Source organism: Solibacillus sp. FSL W7-1324, from assembly GCF_038008025.1.
Taxonomy (GTDB): Bacteria; Bacillota; Bacilli; order Bacillales_A; family Planococcaceae; genus Solibacillus.
On sequence record NZ_JBBOYH010000001.1, the window covers coordinates 1,598,454 to 1,614,770 of the forward strand.

General features: G+C 38.4%; 20 protein-coding genes. 14 read left to right on the top strand and 6 right to left on the bottom strand.

Annotated elements, in window-relative coordinates; all coding sequences use genetic code 11:
- Window positions 1-45 precede the first annotated feature (45 nt).
- A complete protein-coding gene (locus MKY71_RS07675) occupies window positions 46-354 on the top strand; it encodes a monooxygenase (protein WP_340732083.1) in 309 nt (102 codons plus the stop codon).
- Window positions 355-480: 126 nt separating this feature from the next.
- Here MKY71_RS07675 and MKY71_RS07680 read toward each other — a convergent pair whose 3' ends face one another.
- Both MKY71_RS07680 and MKY71_RS07685 read right to left on the bottom strand, forming a co-directional pair.
- Window positions 481-753, bottom strand: coding sequence for a hypothetical protein (locus tag MKY71_RS07680; RefSeq protein ID WP_340732084.1), 273 nt, complete (start codon window positions 751-753; stop codon window positions 481-483).
- 111 nt (window positions 754-864) lie between these two features.
- The gene (locus MKY71_RS07685; protein WP_340732085.1) at window positions 865-1,218 is read right to left on the bottom strand and encodes a hypothetical protein; all 354 of its coding nucleotides are present in this window, start codon (window positions 1,216-1,218) and stop codon (window positions 865-867) included.
- Window positions 1,219-1,675: 457 nt separating this feature from the next.
- Between MKY71_RS07685 and MKY71_RS07690 the strand changes: the two genes are divergently transcribed.
- Window positions 1,676-3,220: an S-layer homology domain-containing protein gene (locus MKY71_RS07690; RefSeq protein ID WP_340732086.1), complete on the top strand. Its 1,545-nt coding sequence runs from the start codon at window positions 1,676-1,678 to the stop codon at window positions 3,218-3,220.
- Window positions 3,221-3,574: 354 nt separating this feature from the next.
- Here the strand turns inward: MKY71_RS07690 and MKY71_RS07695 are convergent, their stop codons facing one another.
- Window positions 3,575-4,108: a GNAT family N-acetyltransferase gene (locus MKY71_RS07695; RefSeq protein WP_340732087.1), complete on the bottom strand. Its 534-nt coding sequence runs from the start codon at window positions 4,106-4,108 to the stop codon at window positions 3,575-3,577.
- A 123-nt stretch (window positions 4,109-4,231) separates the two neighbouring features.
- Window positions 4,232-5,569 (bottom strand): hydroxysqualene dehydroxylase, encoded by a 1,338-nt coding sequence (locus MKY71_RS07700; RefSeq protein WP_340732088.1) that lies wholly within the window; start codon window positions 5,567-5,569, stop codon window positions 4,232-4,234.
- 221 nt (window positions 5,570-5,790) lie between these two features.
- Between MKY71_RS07700 and MKY71_RS07705 the strand changes: the two genes are divergently transcribed.
- A complete protein-coding gene (locus tag MKY71_RS07705) occupies window positions 5,791-6,015 on the top strand; it encodes a transcriptional regulator (protein ID WP_340732089.1) in 225 nt (74 codons plus the stop codon).
- A gap of 103 nt (window positions 6,016-6,118) precedes the next feature.
- Window positions 6,119-6,250, top strand: coding sequence for a hypothetical protein (locus MKY71_RS07710; protein WP_339176191.1), 132 nt, complete (start codon window positions 6,119-6,121; stop codon window positions 6,248-6,250).
- A gap of 309 nt (window positions 6,251-6,559) precedes the next feature.
- Here the strand turns inward: MKY71_RS07710 and MKY71_RS07715 are convergent, their stop codons facing one another.
- Window positions 6,560-6,724, bottom strand: a complete 165-nt coding sequence (locus MKY71_RS07715; RefSeq protein WP_339199054.1) for an aspartyl-phosphate phosphatase Spo0E family protein — start codon at window positions 6,722-6,724, stop codon at window positions 6,560-6,562.
- A 315-nt stretch (window positions 6,725-7,039) separates the two neighbouring features.
- On the opposite strand from MKY71_RS07715, the gene MKY71_RS07720 reads away from it, so the two are divergent.
- From MKY71_RS07720 to MKY71_RS07755, 8 genes are all read left to right on the top strand, one after another.
- Complete coding sequence (locus tag MKY71_RS07720) at window positions 7,040-7,474, top strand: BrxA/BrxB family bacilliredoxin (protein ID WP_339176193.1); 435 nt, start codon at window positions 7,040-7,042, stop codon at window positions 7,472-7,474.
- Window positions 7,462-8,247, top strand: coding sequence for a class I SAM-dependent methyltransferase (locus MKY71_RS07725; protein ID WP_340732090.1), 786 nt, complete (start codon window positions 7,462-7,464; stop codon window positions 8,245-8,247). Before MKY71_RS07720 ends, MKY71_RS07725 begins: the two co-directional genes overlap by 13 nt.
- A gap of 102 nt (window positions 8,248-8,349) precedes the next feature.
- Window positions 8,350-8,676 carry a metal-sensitive transcriptional regulator gene (locus tag MKY71_RS07730; protein ID WP_340732091.1) on the top strand — a complete coding sequence of 109 codons (327 nt, stop codon included), beginning with the start codon at window positions 8,350-8,352 and terminating at the stop codon, window positions 8,674-8,676.
- Window positions 8,677-8,689: 13 nt separating this feature from the next.
- Complete coding sequence (copZ, locus tag MKY71_RS07735) at window positions 8,690-8,896, top strand: copper chaperone CopZ (protein WP_251688345.1); 207 nt, start codon at window positions 8,690-8,692, stop codon at window positions 8,894-8,896.
- Between the two features lie 93 nt (window positions 8,897-8,989).
- Window positions 8,990-11,383 carry a heavy metal translocating P-type ATPase gene (locus tag MKY71_RS07740; RefSeq protein WP_340732092.1) on the top strand — a complete coding sequence of 798 codons (2,394 nt, stop codon included), beginning with the start codon at window positions 8,990-8,992 and terminating at the stop codon, window positions 11,381-11,383.
- A 200-nt stretch (window positions 11,384-11,583) separates the two neighbouring features.
- On the top strand, window positions 11,584-12,582 hold the full coding sequence (locus MKY71_RS07745; RefSeq protein ID WP_340732093.1) for an NAD(P)/FAD-dependent oxidoreductase: 999 nt from the start codon (window positions 11,584-11,586) through the stop codon (window positions 12,580-12,582).
- A 194-nt stretch (window positions 12,583-12,776) separates the two neighbouring features.
- Window positions 12,777-13,583: an aldo/keto reductase gene (locus MKY71_RS07750; protein WP_340732094.1), complete on the top strand. Its 807-nt coding sequence runs from the start codon at window positions 12,777-12,779 to the stop codon at window positions 13,581-13,583.
- A gap of 304 nt (window positions 13,584-13,887) precedes the next feature.
- On the top strand, window positions 13,888-14,283 hold the full coding sequence (locus tag MKY71_RS07755; RefSeq protein WP_340732095.1) for a VOC family protein: 396 nt from the start codon (window positions 13,888-13,890) through the stop codon (window positions 14,281-14,283).
- Between the two features lie 100 nt (window positions 14,284-14,383).
- Here MKY71_RS07755 and pgeF read toward each other — a convergent pair whose 3' ends face one another.
- Complete coding sequence (pgeF, locus tag MKY71_RS07760; protein WP_340732096.1) at window positions 14,384-15,145, bottom strand: peptidoglycan editing factor PgeF; 762 nt, start codon at window positions 15,143-15,145, stop codon at window positions 14,384-14,386.
- A gap of 88 nt (window positions 15,146-15,233) precedes the next feature.
- Between pgeF and MKY71_RS07765 the strand changes: the two genes are divergently transcribed.
- Window positions 15,234-15,662 (top strand): ATPase, encoded by a 429-nt coding sequence (locus MKY71_RS07765; RefSeq protein ID WP_339199079.1) that lies wholly within the window; start codon window positions 15,234-15,236, stop codon window positions 15,660-15,662.
- Window positions 15,646-16,317, top strand: coding sequence for a DUF771 domain-containing protein (locus MKY71_RS07770; protein ID WP_339199080.1), 672 nt, complete (start codon window positions 15,646-15,648; stop codon window positions 16,315-16,317). Before MKY71_RS07765 ends, MKY71_RS07770 begins: the two co-directional genes overlap by 17 nt.

Sequence of the window (16,317 nt, forward strand, 5' to 3'; positions counted from 1 at the left end):
CTAAAGAAATAAGCTAGAGTGTATAGAAAAAAGGAGGCACTTCTAATGGCATATATTTTACAAGTAGATTTCAAAATGGACGGTCCATTCGGAGAAGAAATGGCTGTGGGGTTTAAAGGATTGGCAGAAAGTATTAATGAAGAAGAAGGCATGCTTTGGAAAATTTGGACAGAGGATGCGGAAGCTGGCGAAGCGGGTGGTATTTATTTGTTTGAAACAAAGGAAACTGCTGCAGCATACTTGGAAATGCATTCAAAGCGTCTAAAGGGCTTCGGTATAACAGCCATCAACAGCAAAATCTTTGCAGTGAACGAGTCGTTAACGAAGATTAACAATGGTCCGGTTAATGTATAAATAAAGGGACAGAATTAACAATAGAAAATTCACTTATACAAGGTCGGAATAGCTCTGACTAATACTGAAAGACAAAAGACTCTTTATGCAAGAGAGTTTTTTGTCTTTTTTTACGCTTACGCTCATTTAGTTTTTCTTTTGCTTTGACCAAAAGTCAGGAGGCATATAAGAAATTAAAGAATAATCAATTTCATCCCCTGATTGAGTTGCTAATTGTATAAGTAAAGGTTCCTTTTTATTAAGTGGGTTTATTGCTCCGGTTTTAACTGTAATAACCTGAACACCAGTTCTTTTTGGATGACCGACAACAACGACCTGATTACCTAAAGTATAAACATCGGTAATTTCAGTTTGAAATGCAACAATATAAAGGTCCAAATCATTTTCATTTTGAAACATGGGGATAGATAAGCCGAGGTTGTGTTCAAAATCATACCAACCAGAGATTCCAATATCATAATTTGTAAATAATCGGTGCAGGGCATAATGGACCCTACTAGGAATATAACTTCATCTTCCTGTCCTGCTATACCAGTGTTCCTCATATGCAGGTCTTTTATAATCAGGTTTATTTACTATCACTTCAAAAGGAATTTTAGTTCCATTTTTCATCACTTCTGAAATTTGGACTATATTTGATGGGAAAGGTTGCTCTTTCCAAGGAGGGTCAGAAATATTTTCAGGTTTGGAAGGCTCAAGATTTTGAAGACGATTTTCTGCTTCATTTAATTTTTCTTTAAGGTCTTCAATTTTTTCCTCTAAACTCTTAGCTTCATTTAATTCTTCTGCTTTGCAAAATGGAGCAATACTTATATTAAAAATCACTACACAAATAATAAATAAAATCCTTTTGGCAGTTACCATTTAAACACCTCGAAATTATTTTGCGCTATTGATGCTTAATTATGTTTTAGTAATTTTTTTCAACAATTAGAGTTGCTTTTGTACAGATTTAAAAGACTTAAAATAAAATAGCACTTTGATTTTCTATTTTTTGTTTGAAAAGTTGGACTATGATAGGCACGTTTAATTAAATATCTATCTATACTTCAATCTTATAAATTTTTTAGAGAAATAATGTGAAACTAATTTCCATTTTTACCGTCAGTACAGCGCACTACTGATTGGTAGAGATTTTAGAAGAATTGAATTAGAATGCCCACGTTACGACTTATCGCTAGTAGGTGTCCAGCACAGCGTTAAGTGAAATTAAAAACTATGGGAACGATTAGTATGAAATCTCGACAATTCCTAGTTGCAAAAGCAAATAATTTTTTTAATTCAATCAAATCTATTAAAGGAAAAGAGAGGAAGAAAGAAAATGAAGAATACACTTTTTACTGTATTAGGCATACTATTTCTTGTGTGTAACCTGTCTTTATCGGGGACGTTTGCTGCGAGCACAAAGCAATTCTCAGATGTGCCCTCATCAAAGTACTTTGCCGAAGCGGTTAATGATTTGGCAGAACGTAATATTATCGGAGGGTATCCAGATGGTACATTCAAACCAGGAAATACCATTACAAGAGGACAGGCTGCCGCAATTATCGCGAAAATGATCAACTTGGATACTTCAAACGTAAAAAATCCAGGCTTTCAAGATGTTTCAACTGCGAATAATTACTATAAAGCAATTGCAGCCATGACAGAAGAAGGCATCATCAACGGTTATGGCGATGGGCGTTATGGGCCAAATGATCCAATCAAACGCGGACAGATGGCATCGATACTTGTCAAAGCGTTCGATCTGCCACGCTATAGTTTCGATGAAAGTAAAAACCCTTTCAAAGATGTTGACTATTATGCCAATTCACATAGCACTAATATTTATATTATCTATAAACTTGGCATCACGGGAGGTACATCGGCTGACAAGTTTAGCCCCAATGCTTTCATCACGAGAGGACAAGCAGCCAAATTGTTGAAAGCATCTGAAGAAGCAAAACCGTCTATGCTGACATTAAAGGCGAACGACTTAAATTGGGATCGAATTTTTAATGTTGGAGCGAATGAGATAAACGCAGGTGTTTTTGAAGGAATCGTAGTGAGCGGGAAAAATCTATCAACAGGTTACACGGGAGATAAGGTCCAGTTAATCCCCTTGAAAGAAGGAAAGAGTACACTCGTGGTCGTTGGGGAAAAGGCAAACAAGCAAGTTTCTCAAAAATATTATGTGCATAGTAAAAAAGAAAATGGCGAGCTGAAGCTGACGCTGGAAGACACCGATGATTCTCTGCCGAGAGAAGCGGCTTTACCGCTATGGAATGATTTAAGGATATACTGGTTAGGGAAGGAAATAAGTAAATCACGTGAAGTATCGTTTGAATCTGTTCAAAACGTATCATTTACAACAATGGATGGAAAAAAGCTGTCTGAAAATGTGAAGTTCGAAAAATGTAATGATGGTAACGATATTTGTATCAATATAGACCAACCCGGTCAGTATATTGCTACTGTTCTTATGGTCGGGGGAGTACAAGTACGGTACGGAATTGAAGTGAAACCGAACAATAGTAGCTTTTACTATCAAGTGAGGGTTGTGAAAGAACAAACTTCTGATCTATTTGATATGGGACAACAATACAACATAGGCAAGCATACACCATTAAGAAAAGATATAGAAAAGATAGCTACAGTCATTAGAGATCCAGGTACTAACTTGTATCGTGTGCAAGCTATCGGGCATGAAGAAGGTACGTTCCATATTGGGTTTAACAATATAGTAATCGACAAATTGTGCTATGAAACATTTTGTGAATCAAATGTTGAATACGAAATTTCTCTTTTTGTAGATGTGCAGCGAATCGGCTCCATTGTGAATGTTCATATCCAACCGTCTTCTTTCAGAGCAGACTCTGACGCATGAAATCGATTCGAGCTTGAACAACGCTAAATATATAAACCGCTAATGCTAGGTTTATTTTTAATGATTTATCTGAAGAAACCTATTCTGTTTAGTAAAAGAGCATATGATAATATGTAATACTCCTTACACTTTATATTATTAACACAGCCTTTTGGAGAATCATGTCTGATCGGTTATTTTTAATTGTGTTACTTATCTTCCTATTACCTTTGTTTATTAAGTTTTTTGCAGTTAAAAGTAGCACAAAATAAATTCGAAGTTTGAGAAAAGCAGGAACATTGGTAATTCAACGTTCCTGCTTTTCTATATACTTTTTGTTACATTCATTATTAGGACCTCTGATCAAATCAGCACTTACTTTACAAAAATATGTGCATCGCAATAACACATTCCTTTGCAGCTTGGGCAATCGACTTGATACGGCTCGAAATAGCGCGGCATGGAAATAAAGGGTTCAAAGCCCTGTGCTGCAAATTGTCGCTCTGCTGCCCAGCGATTTGTATCGGATTGTACCCATCCAACTGTAACAATTGTTTTTGCAATCAGTTGTGCGGCTTCTAGGTAAGCGCGTACAAGCTTTGTACCAATTCCTTTTTTGCGTTCGTTTGGATGAACGACAAAATGGCTTGTATAATAACTGATGCCTGATGCGACCAGTTTCTTTAACGGCTGCAGTTCTTCAAGAAAGTAAGGGAACTCCTTGTTGAAATCCTTTATTTCATAACCTGCGATATAACCGACAACTTCATCCTGTTCATTAACCGCAATATAACGGATGCCACCAGCGTGATCAACAGTTTCGGACGTTTCTGGTTCAAATGGTAAAAAATCATTGAGCAATGTCGCAATTTGCGCTGCATATTTCTTTTCATAGGGGTAAATATTCATCGGTGGACCTGCCTTCTTATCTTCGAATTTTATTATTTTAACATAATAGAGAGGGTTATGTTATTACAAAGACAGATGGTTAGGCTACTTTGGAACAAAAAAATCCCTTAAAAGTAAGGGATTTTAAGATTCTTCTAAAATAAGTCGGGCTGCATTTTCACCTGAAATAACAGCTCCTTCCATTGTTGCGAAAAATGGCTGCCGAGTATAATCACCGGCGAGTACGAGACCTTTTATTGGTGTTTCTTGACTAGGCCGCAAATGATCATAATTCGGCTCTAAGCTATGAAAATCTTCAGAATGGCTGATTACGCGGTAATTAGTCAATCCATTTACCAGATCCAGCCCTAATGTTTTACCGTCTTTTTGTACTTGTTCCAAAATGAGTTTATCGTCCATGTTGAGAAACTTTTCCGGCGGTGTCAATATGATCGACATTCTGCCCGGTACATGTTTAAACGTAGTTCTGGACTGCTCGGCAAAGCTGGCAAGTGAAGTAAGCGGACCAAATGTCGTGCGGTCGACGGGAAGTACAGGCTTCTCAAACTCCATTTGAATAGTGACAGCAGGCATTGTCGGTAAACGGAAAATATTTTCGAAGAACGGATGGTTTTGAAAATGGTTCTTCAATATCTTTTTAGCCCCACCGAGATTGGCAGCAATAATGACATGCTTTGCAGTCAGCTTCTGCCCGTCTTCCAAGACTACGCCTGTTACTGAATCCTCTTGCATAACCAAGTCTTTAACTGGTGTATTTGTCCGGATAATACCGTTGTGTTTAGTTATATGTTGAGCAAGAGGATTAGCCAAAACTTCAGTCATTCCACCAAGATACGAACCAATTCTCAATTTATAAAACCGGCTGACTCCCGGTAGGAAAAGACCGAAAAATACTTTTGCAGAGTATCGTTCAGGAGGCAGGAAAAATACGCCCGTGCTTAAAGGTATAAGGAGATTATGCAATGCTTCTTCACTAATATTGTGCTTTTTGGCGAATTCCCTTAAACTGTATTTGTCCAATTCTTCAGGGTTTTGAGTGTATTGTAAAAATCCATCTGTGAAGAAGGGAACTAGTGCTAGTTTATCCCCAGGTGGCAGAATATCATTATTACCGATTATCCCTTTTAACGTTTCAATCGGACCAAATACAGGAGAAATTCCAAATGTTTTGTTTTCTTTACTACCTTTTATGCGGATATCGATTTGTTCTTCCCACTGGACGATGTCATCCACATCGACATCCGCTTTTTTCAACACTTTAGGTAAAGCTTTGTAATAGCCGATATGTCGGTGCAATCCAGACTCGACTAACATTCCATCCTCATCCCATGAAGATGTCCTTCCCCCAATTACATGATTCATTTCCAATACAACAACAGATTTTCCTTTTTCACACAGTTCAAGGGCAGCCGTTAAACCAGCCAAGCCAGAACCTACAACAATGACATCATACTTTTCCAATAGTTCCCCTCCTAAATATTGAAGTAAAGTATTGTTCCTATTCCCGAACAAAATCGTGTCAAACAATAATGAAACAGCATGGAAAGAAATTGCGAAATCCATACATACAATCCAATATTTTTGTATTTTTAATCAAAATAGAACTTTCATTAAATGGGTAATTTTGATAATTGTAAAAACAGAACACTTGTTCTATAATGTAGAAGAGCGAGGTGTAATGGATGAAGGAACAATTAACAAAGGCGATGCAATACAATCAAATTTTGGATATTGTGTATATCGCCAAAGATCAGTCAATAACAAAGCGTCGAATCAAACTAATTAAAATTTCAGGTGATCATGTGCAAGCGTATTGCTTTACCCGTCATGCAAAACGAAATTTTATTGTAGATAATATTTTGGCGGTACATCCGGTAAATAGAAAAGCGAGAGAATTACAAGCTTGAATATATGTAATCTTATTAAATAAAAAAAATTATCATTTATTTGATTATTTTGTGGAATATTCTGACTATTTATGTTATATTACAGATAGGGAGGTGAATACTGATGAAAGCTTTAAAAAGAATGGGGGCAACAAACTTTTTTGAAAATATTGTGAAAAGTAATCCTAGATTAAATAAATTAAAACGTATGTATTTAATTAGAAAGGGAATTTCAGAATATGTTAAAACAAAATAAATAAAGCCCTCCACATTTGATTTGTGGAGGGCTATTTTTTTACCTATAGGAACACTATTTTAAATGATTTTGTGTTGAGTAAATTTCAATTCATACATATAGAAAACGGTAGATTAGTAAAGTGTTCATAAAATTTTATTTCGCAAATTGGTTTTCTTTTTGAAGAGAGATACATAATATAAATATAAGCAAAGTAATGATAAAGAAAAACACATAGTTTATTGATATTCAATAAACTATGTGCAATTAATAAATCGATATTAACTCAAAATATTTAGAAGCGAAACAATATGTAATCCTTCATTTTAATTAAGCTGCAATATCCGAATATTTATTAAGTAATTCATCCAGTTCCTGACTGCAATTCACGACTTCCGGATGAGTGAATCCTAAATCTTTTGCTTTTTTGTACATCAATTTTCTTTTAGTCTCAATTCGTATTTTTAATAGCTTTTTAAACAGTAAAAATTTCATCGATACATTTCCCTTCAGTAGTAGTTGGTAGGTTTAAACTTTTGTTGAAATAAAATGACAACTGTTTCATCCTATCTTATTTCGGAAGAGATATATGTCGAAACATGCTAAAATTATAAAATTCAATAATTTGTAAAATATTAAATTTTTATACATAAATAGAAAGCGATATATTTGACTAAACTTAATAGGTATGATTTTTTGAGAGAAACTTATAGTTGTAAGTAATTCATTGAAATCCAATTTTTGTACAACTTGTCCTATGATTGATATAATGAGCGATGTGAATACATATAACAGAAAGAGGTAATGAAAATGACAAATGCTTATGATGAATATATGCGTCAAGTAACACAGCCAATGCGTACGGAACTTGAGGGTGCAGGCTTTACACAATTAACAACAGCAGATAGCGTACACGAATTTATGGCTGAAACTAAAGGAACGGCTTTAGTTGTAATCAATTCAGTTTGTGGTTGTGCGGCAGGTCTTGCCCGTCCAGCTGCTCGTGAAGCGGTAGCAGATGTAAAACCGGATCAGCTTGTAACAGTATTTGCTGGTCAAGACCCGGAAGCGACTGCAGCAATGCGTGGATACTTTGATGAAGTACCGCCAAGCTCGCCATCAATGGCAATATTAAAAGATGGCCAATTAGCGTACTTCATTCCACGTGATCAAATCGAAGGTCATCCAATGGAACAAATCCGTGATCATTTATCAGATGTGTTAAAACAAGTATGTGCCGAGTAACAATCGTCACAACTGCAGGCAGACCGGACGAGCAATCGCTTCAGTTAGCTGAATTTGCAAGTCGGGAATTGCAGGCAAGAATTGTTCCGCGCCAAAAACGTTCGGTTCGTAAGCTTTCAGAAGTGTATGATGCCAATGTCATTGTTGCGGGAAAAAATCGTTTTGAATACTATGCGAAAGGTACCGAGGCGCCTTTCTTTTTTCATCCGAACTCAGCCGCATTTCGTCTGAAACGTGTCGCCCGGGGTGAAGATGAACCATTACTTTCTGCTTGTGCATTGCAGGAAGGGGATACATTTTTGGATTGTACCCTTGGGATCGGTGCTGACAGCTTATTGGCTGCCTATGTTGTAGGTGAAAAAGGTAAAGTGATCGGTGTAGAAGCAGATAAAAATGTGTCGTTTATTGTAAAAACAGGAATGCAAACGTATGATACGACTGAACTTCCATTAACTGCATCAATGCGTAATATCAAAGTCGTTCATTCAAATGCGCTGGACTATTTAAAAAAACAAGAAGATGACAGCTTTAATGTCGTCTACATGGATCCGATGTTCGAGGAAGTCATTGAAGAATCAACGAACTTTGAAGCGCTGCGCTATGCCGGTAAGCATTTGACTTTAACGGATGAATGGGTGGCCGAGGCAAAGCGTGTGGCCAAAAACCGTGTTGTATTAAAGGCACATTATAAATCGGACTGGTTTGAAAAATACCAGTTTGAGCGGGATGTACGATTAACAGCTAAGTTCCATTATGGTGTGTTTGAAAAATAATAACGTTGGGGTTCTTTTAGAGAACTTCAACGTTTTTTCTTAATGCTTTACATACCCCTAATAGGTATGATAATCTGAATTCAAGTAAGGGGGATTGATTGAATGATTCATGAAAACGATAGTCAATTGGAAACACATGAAGAAAGCTGTCGTAAAAGTCATCATCCTGAACCGATAAAAAAAGATTTAACGACGCGATTGAATCGTATCGAAGGGCAAATTCGCGGAATTAAAGGTATGATTGATAAAGACGTGTATTGTGATGATATCATTACACAATTATCGGCAACCCAATCTGCTTTAAACAGTGTCGCGAAAATTTTGCTTGAAGGTCATTTAAAGGGCTGTGTCGTAGATCGTCTGAATGAAGGCGATACGGAAGTTTTGGACGAGCTTGTCGTAACTATTCAAAAAATGATGAAAAAATAGGGAGTGTTCAAGTATGGTAAATGTAACGTTAAATGTTAATGGGATGTCTTGTGGTCATTGTGTAAAATCTGTAGAAACGAGCGTAGGCGCGTTAGCTGGTGTACAGGAAGTAAAAGTTGATCTTGCCGAGAAAAAGGTATCAGTTGCGTATAACGAAGATGCCGTTACTGTTGAGCAAATCAAAGAAACAATTGATGAACAAGGTTATGACGTTGTTTAATTTGAGGTTTTCAAATGATTCAGGTTCTCTTCTATAGAGAACCTCTCTTTTTAGAAAATTTTATACCCCCTTGAGGTATAAAGAGGTGAGAAAATGACAAAAGAACTGACATTGCAGGTAACAGGTATGACGTGTGCAGCATGTTCGGCAAGGATTGAAAAAGGGCTGAACCGTATGGATGGAGTTGAGTCGGCGAACGTCAATCTAGCGGTTGAAAAAGCGGCGATTCAATATGATGAAACGGTTATTAAAGCACACGATATCGTGCAAAAGATTCAGGCACTCGGTTATGATGTCGTTAAAGAGAAAGCGGACTTCACAATCGATGGAATGACGTGTGCGGCGTGTTCGGCAAGAATTGAAAAAGTACTCGGAAAAATGGATGGAATTGCTTCGGCAAATGTGAATCTGGCATTGGAAAAAGCGACGGTCGAATTTAACCCTTCGCAAGTTTCGGTATCCGATATTATTGCACGGATCGAAAAGATTGGGTACGGCGCACAGCCCGTCGTTGAAGGAAATCCGGTTGATCATCGCGAAAAAGCGATTCAACGGCAAACGATTAAATTCATCTCCGCAGCAATTTTATCATTGCCGCTGTTATGGACGATGGTTGCCCATTTTTCATTTACGAGCTTTTTATATGTACCAGACATTCTGATGAATCCTTGGGTACAGCTAGTATTAGCAACACCTGTTCAATTTATTATTGGCTGGCAATTCTACGTAGGGGCATATAAATCATTACGCAGTGGTGCTGCAAATATGGATGTGCTCGTCGTAATGGGAACGAGTGCGGCTTATTTTTACAGTATTTATCAAATGCTCGCACATCCGAATGGCCATATGCCGCACCTGTATTTTGAAACGAGCGCGGTGCTTATTACACTGATTTTATTAGGCAAACTGTTTGAAGCACGTGCAAAAGGCAAATCATCTCAGGCAATCAAGCAGTTGATGGGGATGCAGGCGAAATCAGCGCTTGTCATCCGTGATGGCGTCGAGCAGTCTGTACCGCTTGAAGAAGTACGCATACATGATATAGTCCGAGTGAAGCCAGGTGAAAAAATTCCTGTCGATGGGGAAGTCGTTTCCGGAACTTCAGCAGTGGATGAATCGATGCTGACAGGTGAAAGTTTGCCGGTGGAAAAAAACATCGGAAGTTTCGTTTATGGTGCCACACTGAATAAAAATGGTGCACTGGAAATGAAGGCATTGAAAGTTGGCAGTGAAACAGCATTGTCCCAAATTATTAAAATCGTCGAGTCGGCACAAGGATCAAAAGCGCCGATTCAGCGCCTTGCCGATAAAATTTCCAATATTTTTGTACCGATCGTTGTAGGGATTGCTGTTGTGACATTCCTGTTATGGTGGCTGATCGGCGGAGAATTTATCCAGGCCTTTGAGGCGACGATTGCCGTTCTTGTTATCGCATGTCCGTGTGCGCTCGGTTTGGCGACACCGACCTCGATTATGGCGGGTTCAGGCCGTGCCGCACAGCTCGGTATATTGTTTAAAGGTGGTGAACACCTTGAACAGACAGGTTTTGTCGATACGATTGTAGTAGATAAAACAGGTACTGTAACTAACGGGAAGCCGGTATTAACAGATGTAGTCCTGTTTAATAATTTTGATGAGAAGGATGTACTTCGCATTGTTGCATCAGCAGAAAAACAGTCCGAGCATCCATTGGCCGAAGCAATTGTTGAAGGAGTGTTGAAGCGTGGACTTTCGCTTTCGGCTGTTTCCGGCTTCCAGGCACTTCCTGGGCTTGGCATTGAAGCTCAAGTGGACAATACAGAAGTTGCCGTTGGTGCGAGAAGGCTGATGCGAGATCAACAAATTAGTATTGATAAATCGGTTGAACAGCAGCTGATTTCATTGGAACAGCAAGGGAAGACGGCGATGCTTGTTGCGATCAATAAAGAATTTGCAGCTATCATTGCTGTGGCGGATACGGTAAAAGAAACATCTACTGAAGCGGTAAAACGTTTGCACGCGCTTGGTCTGAAAGTCATTATGCTTACAGGGGATAATGAGCGTACTGCCAAAGCAATTGCAGCGGAAGTCGGCATTGATGAAGTCATTGCAGAAGTACTGCCGGAACAAAAGGCACAGCAAATCGAAAACTTGAAACAACAAGGACGTAATGTTGCAATGGTTGGAGACGGTATTAATGATGCACCGGCACTTGCGGTAGCCAATATCGGGATGGCAATCGGTACGGGTACGGATGTAGCGATGGAAGCGGCGGACATTACATTAATTCGCGGGGATCTGAACAGTATTGCCGATGCGATATTAATGAGCCGTAAAACGATGACGAATATTAAACAAAACCTGTTTTGGGCATTTGCCTATAATGTTATCGGTATTCCAATTGCCGCGCTCGGTTTCCTTGCTCCTTGGGTAGCAGGTGCTGCAATGGCATTCAGTTCCGTATCGGTTGTGTTGAATGCATTACGACTACAGCGTGTGAAATTGTAAAACAACCGGTATTGTGGATAAAGAATCATACTGAGCAAGAATGACAATCAAAATCGAAGTTTAAATTCGCTAAGAATATTCCAACATAGAATTACAACATGTGTTTTAAAAAATATTGTAGTGGAAACGTACAATGGAAGTGTTAAAACCGTTTGAAAACAATAGCACTCTAATTTCTTAAAATGATTGGGGCCAATAATATGATGGAAGATTCAAAGTTATATGATGTAACGATTATCGGTGGAGGTCCTGCTGGAATGTTTACGGCATTCTACGGTGGCATGCGCCAGCTTGAAGTGAAGTTAATTGAAAGTCTGCCACAATTAGGTGGGCAGCTTGCAGCACTTTATCCGGAAAAATATATTTATGATATCGCAGGATTTCCAAAAATCCGTGCACAGGAACTTGTCAATAATCTGAAGGAACAAATGTCGGCTTTTGAACAGGCAATCGTAACTGATCAAAGTGTTGAAGCCATTGATAAGTTGGAAGATGGCATATTTAAACTGACAACCAATAAAGAAATACATTATACAAAAACAATCATCATTACAGCAGGCCTTGGTGCTTTCCAGCCAAGAAAGTTGGAAGTTGAAGGAGCCGATTACTACGAAGGCAAAAACCTTCATTATTTCATCCACAATATCAGTGATTTCAAAGATAAAAATGTTGTCATTTTCGGTGGTGGCGATTCTGCCATTGACTGGTCGCTTATGCTTGAGCCTATCGCTAAGAAAGTTACACTAGTGCATAGACGAGATCAGTTCCGTGCGCATGAGCACAGTGTAGAAAATCTGTTCAATTCGAGTGTGGAAATCAAAACCCCTTTTATGCCGGATGCGTTGTCTGGTGATGAAAATGGCATCAACCAAATTGTGATCCGTAATGCAGAAGGAGATAAAGAAACACTTGAAGTTGACGACATCATCGTAAACTATGGGTTTAAATCCTCTTTAGGACCGATTAAAGAATGGGGTTTAGAAATCGAGAGAAATTCCATTATCGTCAACCCAAAAATGGAAACCAATATCGAAGGAATTTATGCTGTTGGGGACGTCACAACATACGACGGAAAAGTGAAGTTGATTGCAACGGGATTCGGTGAAGCACCGGTTGCCATCAGTGCAGCGCGGTTGTATATTGACCCGACAGCGAAAAAGCATGTACCGCACAGCACGGATCTTTTTAAAGAGAAATAGCCAAACTGATGAATACCATTTCCTTACGGGGAAGTGGTATTTTTTATTTTCTTTCGATGTTGTAATTTGGTTTGTTGTATCAAAATCTATTATTTTGCGAAGACCTTTACCTATTACTTTCTGAAAATTTCATTATTCGTTATGATAGAGTGAGCAGGAAAAATATTGTTAGATGCAAAGGGAGTGCCTAAACTATGGAATATATCACACTGAATAATGGAGTAAAAATGCCGATTGTTGGTACGGGGACAAATACGTACGGGAAAGTAAATAAAGACTATAATGGTGAATTAAAAAATGATATTCCTGAACTTGAATCAGCACTTGAACTGGGATACCGTTCAATAGATGCAGCGATTAGTTATCGAAACGAAGCACTTGTCGGGGGAATTTTAGCAGAAAGCACTGTGCCTCGTGAAGAGTTGTTCATTACGACAAAAGTACCTGCGAGAGAAGAAAATGTTTCTTCAAAGGAAAAGACGCGAGCAGCAATCGATAATAGTCTAAAAAACTTTAAAACAGACTATTTGGACCTGCTTCTAATCCATGCTCCGATTGAAGACAAAGAACAGCTTAAAAACACTTGGGAAGTTTTTGAAGAATATTATGAGGCGGGCAAACTTAAAGCAATCGGTGTTTCGAACTTTAAGAAAAATCATTTGAATGATTTGAAGGGATTCGCGAAAGTGCAGCCGGCCGTTAATCAAATACAAATTAACTTAATAGAAAAAAACAAAGAATTACTTGAGACATTGCAAGAAGAGGGCATTACACCTGTAGCGTGGGGGCCGATGAAAACAGAACAACACCAAGATGAAGTGTTGGAGGAAATCGGTAAAGCATACGGTAAAACTGGTGCTCAAGTTTTATTAAAATACCAAATTGGGCGCGGTGTAGTTGTAATCCCGAAATCACACAACCGTGAAAACCAAGCAGCTAATCTGGATCTTTTCGATTTCGAATTGACTGCAGAAGATGTTGGAAAAATTGAAAATCTGTAATCTTTAAATTAATTTATCCTAGTGATATGAATCATATCGCTAGGATTTTATTTATAGGGGGTACCATGCTGGACAAAGTTTTTAGTTGGCCTATGATTGTGGCATATTTCGTCGTAGGGAATATGTGGATTTTATTACTGATCGCATTTGAAGTGGACAAGGCTTGGATTATTCTGAATCCAATAAATCTTACTTTCGCTTTCAATATCATTTATGGCGTTACATATCAGGTGAATTCTAGAAGATCGGATAAAAGATCTTACGATTAAATTAAACTATTTAGTAATAGAAAGGAAGTCATCCAATGTCAAAAGGGCTTATTCATCATATTGAACTGTATGTTTCTGATTTAAAAAGTTCCATCAATTTTTGGGGGTGGTTTTTAGAAGAATTGGGATATGAATCTTTTCAATCATGGGAAAGCGGACATAGTTGGAAACTCGGAGCTACATATATTGTATTCGTTCAAGCTGAAGAACGGTTTTTGGATGTACCTTACCATAGAAGTCGTGTTGGCCTAAACCATTTGGCTTTCCATGCAAGCTCCCGTCAAGAGGTAGATGATATGACGAGAAAGTTAGAAGGGAATGGTGTTAAGATCCTTTATACGGATAAACATCCCTATGCAGGAGGGGAAAATTATTACGCTGTATTTTTTGAAGATCCAGATAGAATTAAGGTTGAATTGGTAGCACCATGACCTTTCCAGTTTTTATGTTTTTTAACTTCTTTAAAATTAAAAACGGAATACCTGCTGAATTGTAGGTGTTCCGTTTTTCGCATATTCTTCTTAAAAGAATCTATTCCTTCCGCATAATAAAGCTCAAATGTCTGCCTGTTGAGCGGTCCTGGCGATGGGAAAATCCATCATCGTCTATAAATGTGCACATACGGTCAATCGTAATATTTTTTTCAGGCACTCCTGCAAGCATGCACTGTTTTTTCACGGTTAGCTGGTTGTCGATATGAAATTTGCCTGTTTCATCATTCCAGTACATAAATTCGTCCGCATATCCGAGTGCTTTGAATTTTTCCTGTACATCGGCATCCACTTCGAATTTTTCCTGGCTGATTGCAGGTCCGATCATTACTTTCACATCACTTAAATCACAATTTTCTTCTTGTTGTAAATGCTGCAGCAGCTTCAATGTAATTTCCTTAATCGTCCCTTGCCACCCGGAATGAACAGCCCCGATGACATTTGTTTTTTCACTATAAAATAAAACCGGTACACAATCTGCGGTAAAGCTGGAGATCACGACATTCGGTTCATACGTATACAGTGCATCGGTCTCGGGAACAGCGGATGCATTGTCGATAGCTCCTTTGCCGATTTCGGATTTTTCCACACGGAAGAAGTTGGCGCTATGTGTTTGATTGGCGCATACAAAATCGGTTAACTCCGTTTGCAGCAGTGAGGCAAGCTGTTGGCGGTTTTCGATAATATCCGCTTCGTTTTTGCAGACATGGAGTGCCATATTATTGTTCTCGGGAAATGCAGGATCTTTTAATGTTATGCCTAATACGCGTTTTTCATTATTTTCATAAAATTTTATCTTCATTTTATCACCCCCTGTACTATACCCGTAAAAGCAAATTTTGTATAGGCAAATGGTGTTTGGTATAATGATGAAAAATAGGGGGAATGTGATGAAGAGTTGGCAAATCATTTTAACAGGTTTTTTACCTTATGTCATGGCGGTCATTGCCTTTATCGCATTTTCATTGCCTTATGTGAATCATATGTTCACATTCGGAACGGCCGCGTCCATTATCATTTATGTTTTGCCGATTTATTTTTTTGTCGTGATTCCCTGGTATTATGTCCTGTACATCATGCGTAAAAATTACAGTAAACGGGCACTTTACTTAACAAGCTTTGTTTTTTGTTTTCTGCAGCCAGTCGTATTCGGATACTTTATGAAAGCACCTATTGGCAGTGAGAAATTCTTATTTTTTGTATCACCACCGTTAATAGTAGGTATAATGGTTAGTACATTGTGTATTAACTGGTTTTATAAGGAAGATTTGCAGCAAGCGACAAATGGAAGGGGAGAGCCTATTGGAATTGACGATTGAATGGCAATACATGACAAAGTCGAAGCAGGAAATTACATGGCGAAGTGAGGCAATTCCGGCAGCACATGCCTATACGCTTGTACTGGATATGGAAAATACAGGACGTACAAAAAATATAGTGATGACAGATGAACATGACAGTACATGGACATTGAAAGAGCTGAAAAAATATTTGAAATCTCTTGAAACAGAACCTAGCGAAGTCGAAGTGTACTTTGATGGCGGATTTAATAGAGAAGAAAAGCTGGCCGGTTTAGGAATTGTCGTCTATTATAAACAGAATGGGAAAAACTATCGCTTGCGGACGAACCAGCTGGCGGAGTATTTGACATCAAACAATGAAGCGGAATATGCAGCATTAAATCTTGCAGTTGAACAGCTTGAAGAAATGGGTGTCCATCATCAAAAAATTAAGATTTACGGCGATTCCCAAGTCGTCATTAATGAAATGAACGGTGAATGGGCAGTAACCGATAGCGTTCTCTCCACATGGGCGGATAAAATCGATGCGAAGTTGCAAAAGATTGGGCTCCGACCGGAGTATCAATATATCGACCGCAAACTAAATGGTGAGGCGGATCAGCTAGCGAATCAGGCACTACAGGAAGTCGAAATATACGCGGATATTGATATACGAAAAAGTAAGAAAAGATAG

Excerpts from the sequence above, each read along its gene's own strand:
- MKY71_RS07715 (WP_339199054.1), bottom strand. The coding sequence starts at position 6,724 with ATGAAATTTTTACTGTTTAAAAAGCTATTAAAAATACGAATTGAGACT.
- MKY71_RS07685 (WP_340732085.1), bottom strand. The coding sequence starts at position 1,218 with ATGGTAACTGCCAAAAGGATTTTATTTATTATTTGTGTAGTGATTTTT.
- MKY71_RS07755 (WP_340732095.1), top strand. The coding sequence starts at position 13,888 with ATGTCAAAAGGGCTTATTCATCATATTGAACTGTATGTTTCTGATTTA.
- MKY71_RS07765 (WP_339199079.1), top strand. The coding sequence starts at position 15,234 with ATGAAGAGTTGGCAAATCATTTTAACAGGTTTTTTACCTTATGTCATG.
- MKY71_RS07690 (WP_340732086.1), top strand. The coding sequence starts at position 1,676 with ATGAAGAATACACTTTTTACTGTATTAGGCATACTATTTCTTGTGTGT.
- MKY71_RS07675 (WP_340732083.1), top strand. The coding sequence starts at position 46 with ATGGCATATATTTTACAAGTAGATTTCAAAATGGACGGTCCATTCGGA.
- MKY71_RS07695 (WP_340732087.1), bottom strand. The coding sequence starts at position 4,108 with ATGAATATTTACCCCTATGAAAAGAAATATGCAGCGCAAATTGCGACA.
- MKY71_RS07740 (WP_340732092.1), top strand. The coding sequence starts at position 8,990 with ATGACAAAAGAACTGACATTGCAGGTAACAGGTATGACGTGTGCAGCA.
- pgeF (WP_340732096.1), bottom strand. The coding sequence starts at position 15,145 with ATGAAGATAAAATTTTATGAAAATAATGAAAAACGCGTATTAGGCATA.
- MKY71_RS07720 (WP_339176193.1), top strand. The coding sequence starts at position 7,040 with ATGACAAATGCTTATGATGAATATATGCGTCAAGTAACACAGCCAATG.
- MKY71_RS07745 (WP_340732093.1), top strand. The coding sequence starts at position 11,584 with ATGATGGAAGATTCAAAGTTATATGATGTAACGATTATCGGTGGAGGT.
- MKY71_RS07710 (WP_339176191.1), top strand. The coding sequence starts at position 6,119 with ATGAAAGCTTTAAAAAGAATGGGGGCAACAAACTTTTTTGAAAATATT.
- MKY71_RS07725 (WP_340732090.1), top strand. The coding sequence starts at position 7,462 with ATGTGCCGAGTAACAATCGTCACAACTGCAGGCAGACCGGACGAGCAA.
- copZ (WP_251688345.1), top strand. The coding sequence starts at position 8,690 with ATGGTAAATGTAACGTTAAATGTTAATGGGATGTCTTGTGGTCATTGT.
- MKY71_RS07750 (WP_340732094.1), top strand. The coding sequence starts at position 12,777 with ATGGAATATATCACACTGAATAATGGAGTAAAAATGCCGATTGTTGGT.
- MKY71_RS07730 (WP_340732091.1), top strand. The coding sequence starts at position 8,350 with ATGATTCATGAAAACGATAGTCAATTGGAAACACATGAAGAAAGCTGT.
- MKY71_RS07705 (WP_340732089.1), top strand. The coding sequence starts at position 5,791 with ATGAAGGAACAATTAACAAAGGCGATGCAATACAATCAAATTTTGGAT.
- MKY71_RS07680 (WP_340732084.1), bottom strand. The coding sequence starts at position 753 with ATGTTTCAAAATGAAAATGATTTGGACCTTTATATTGTTGCATTTCAA.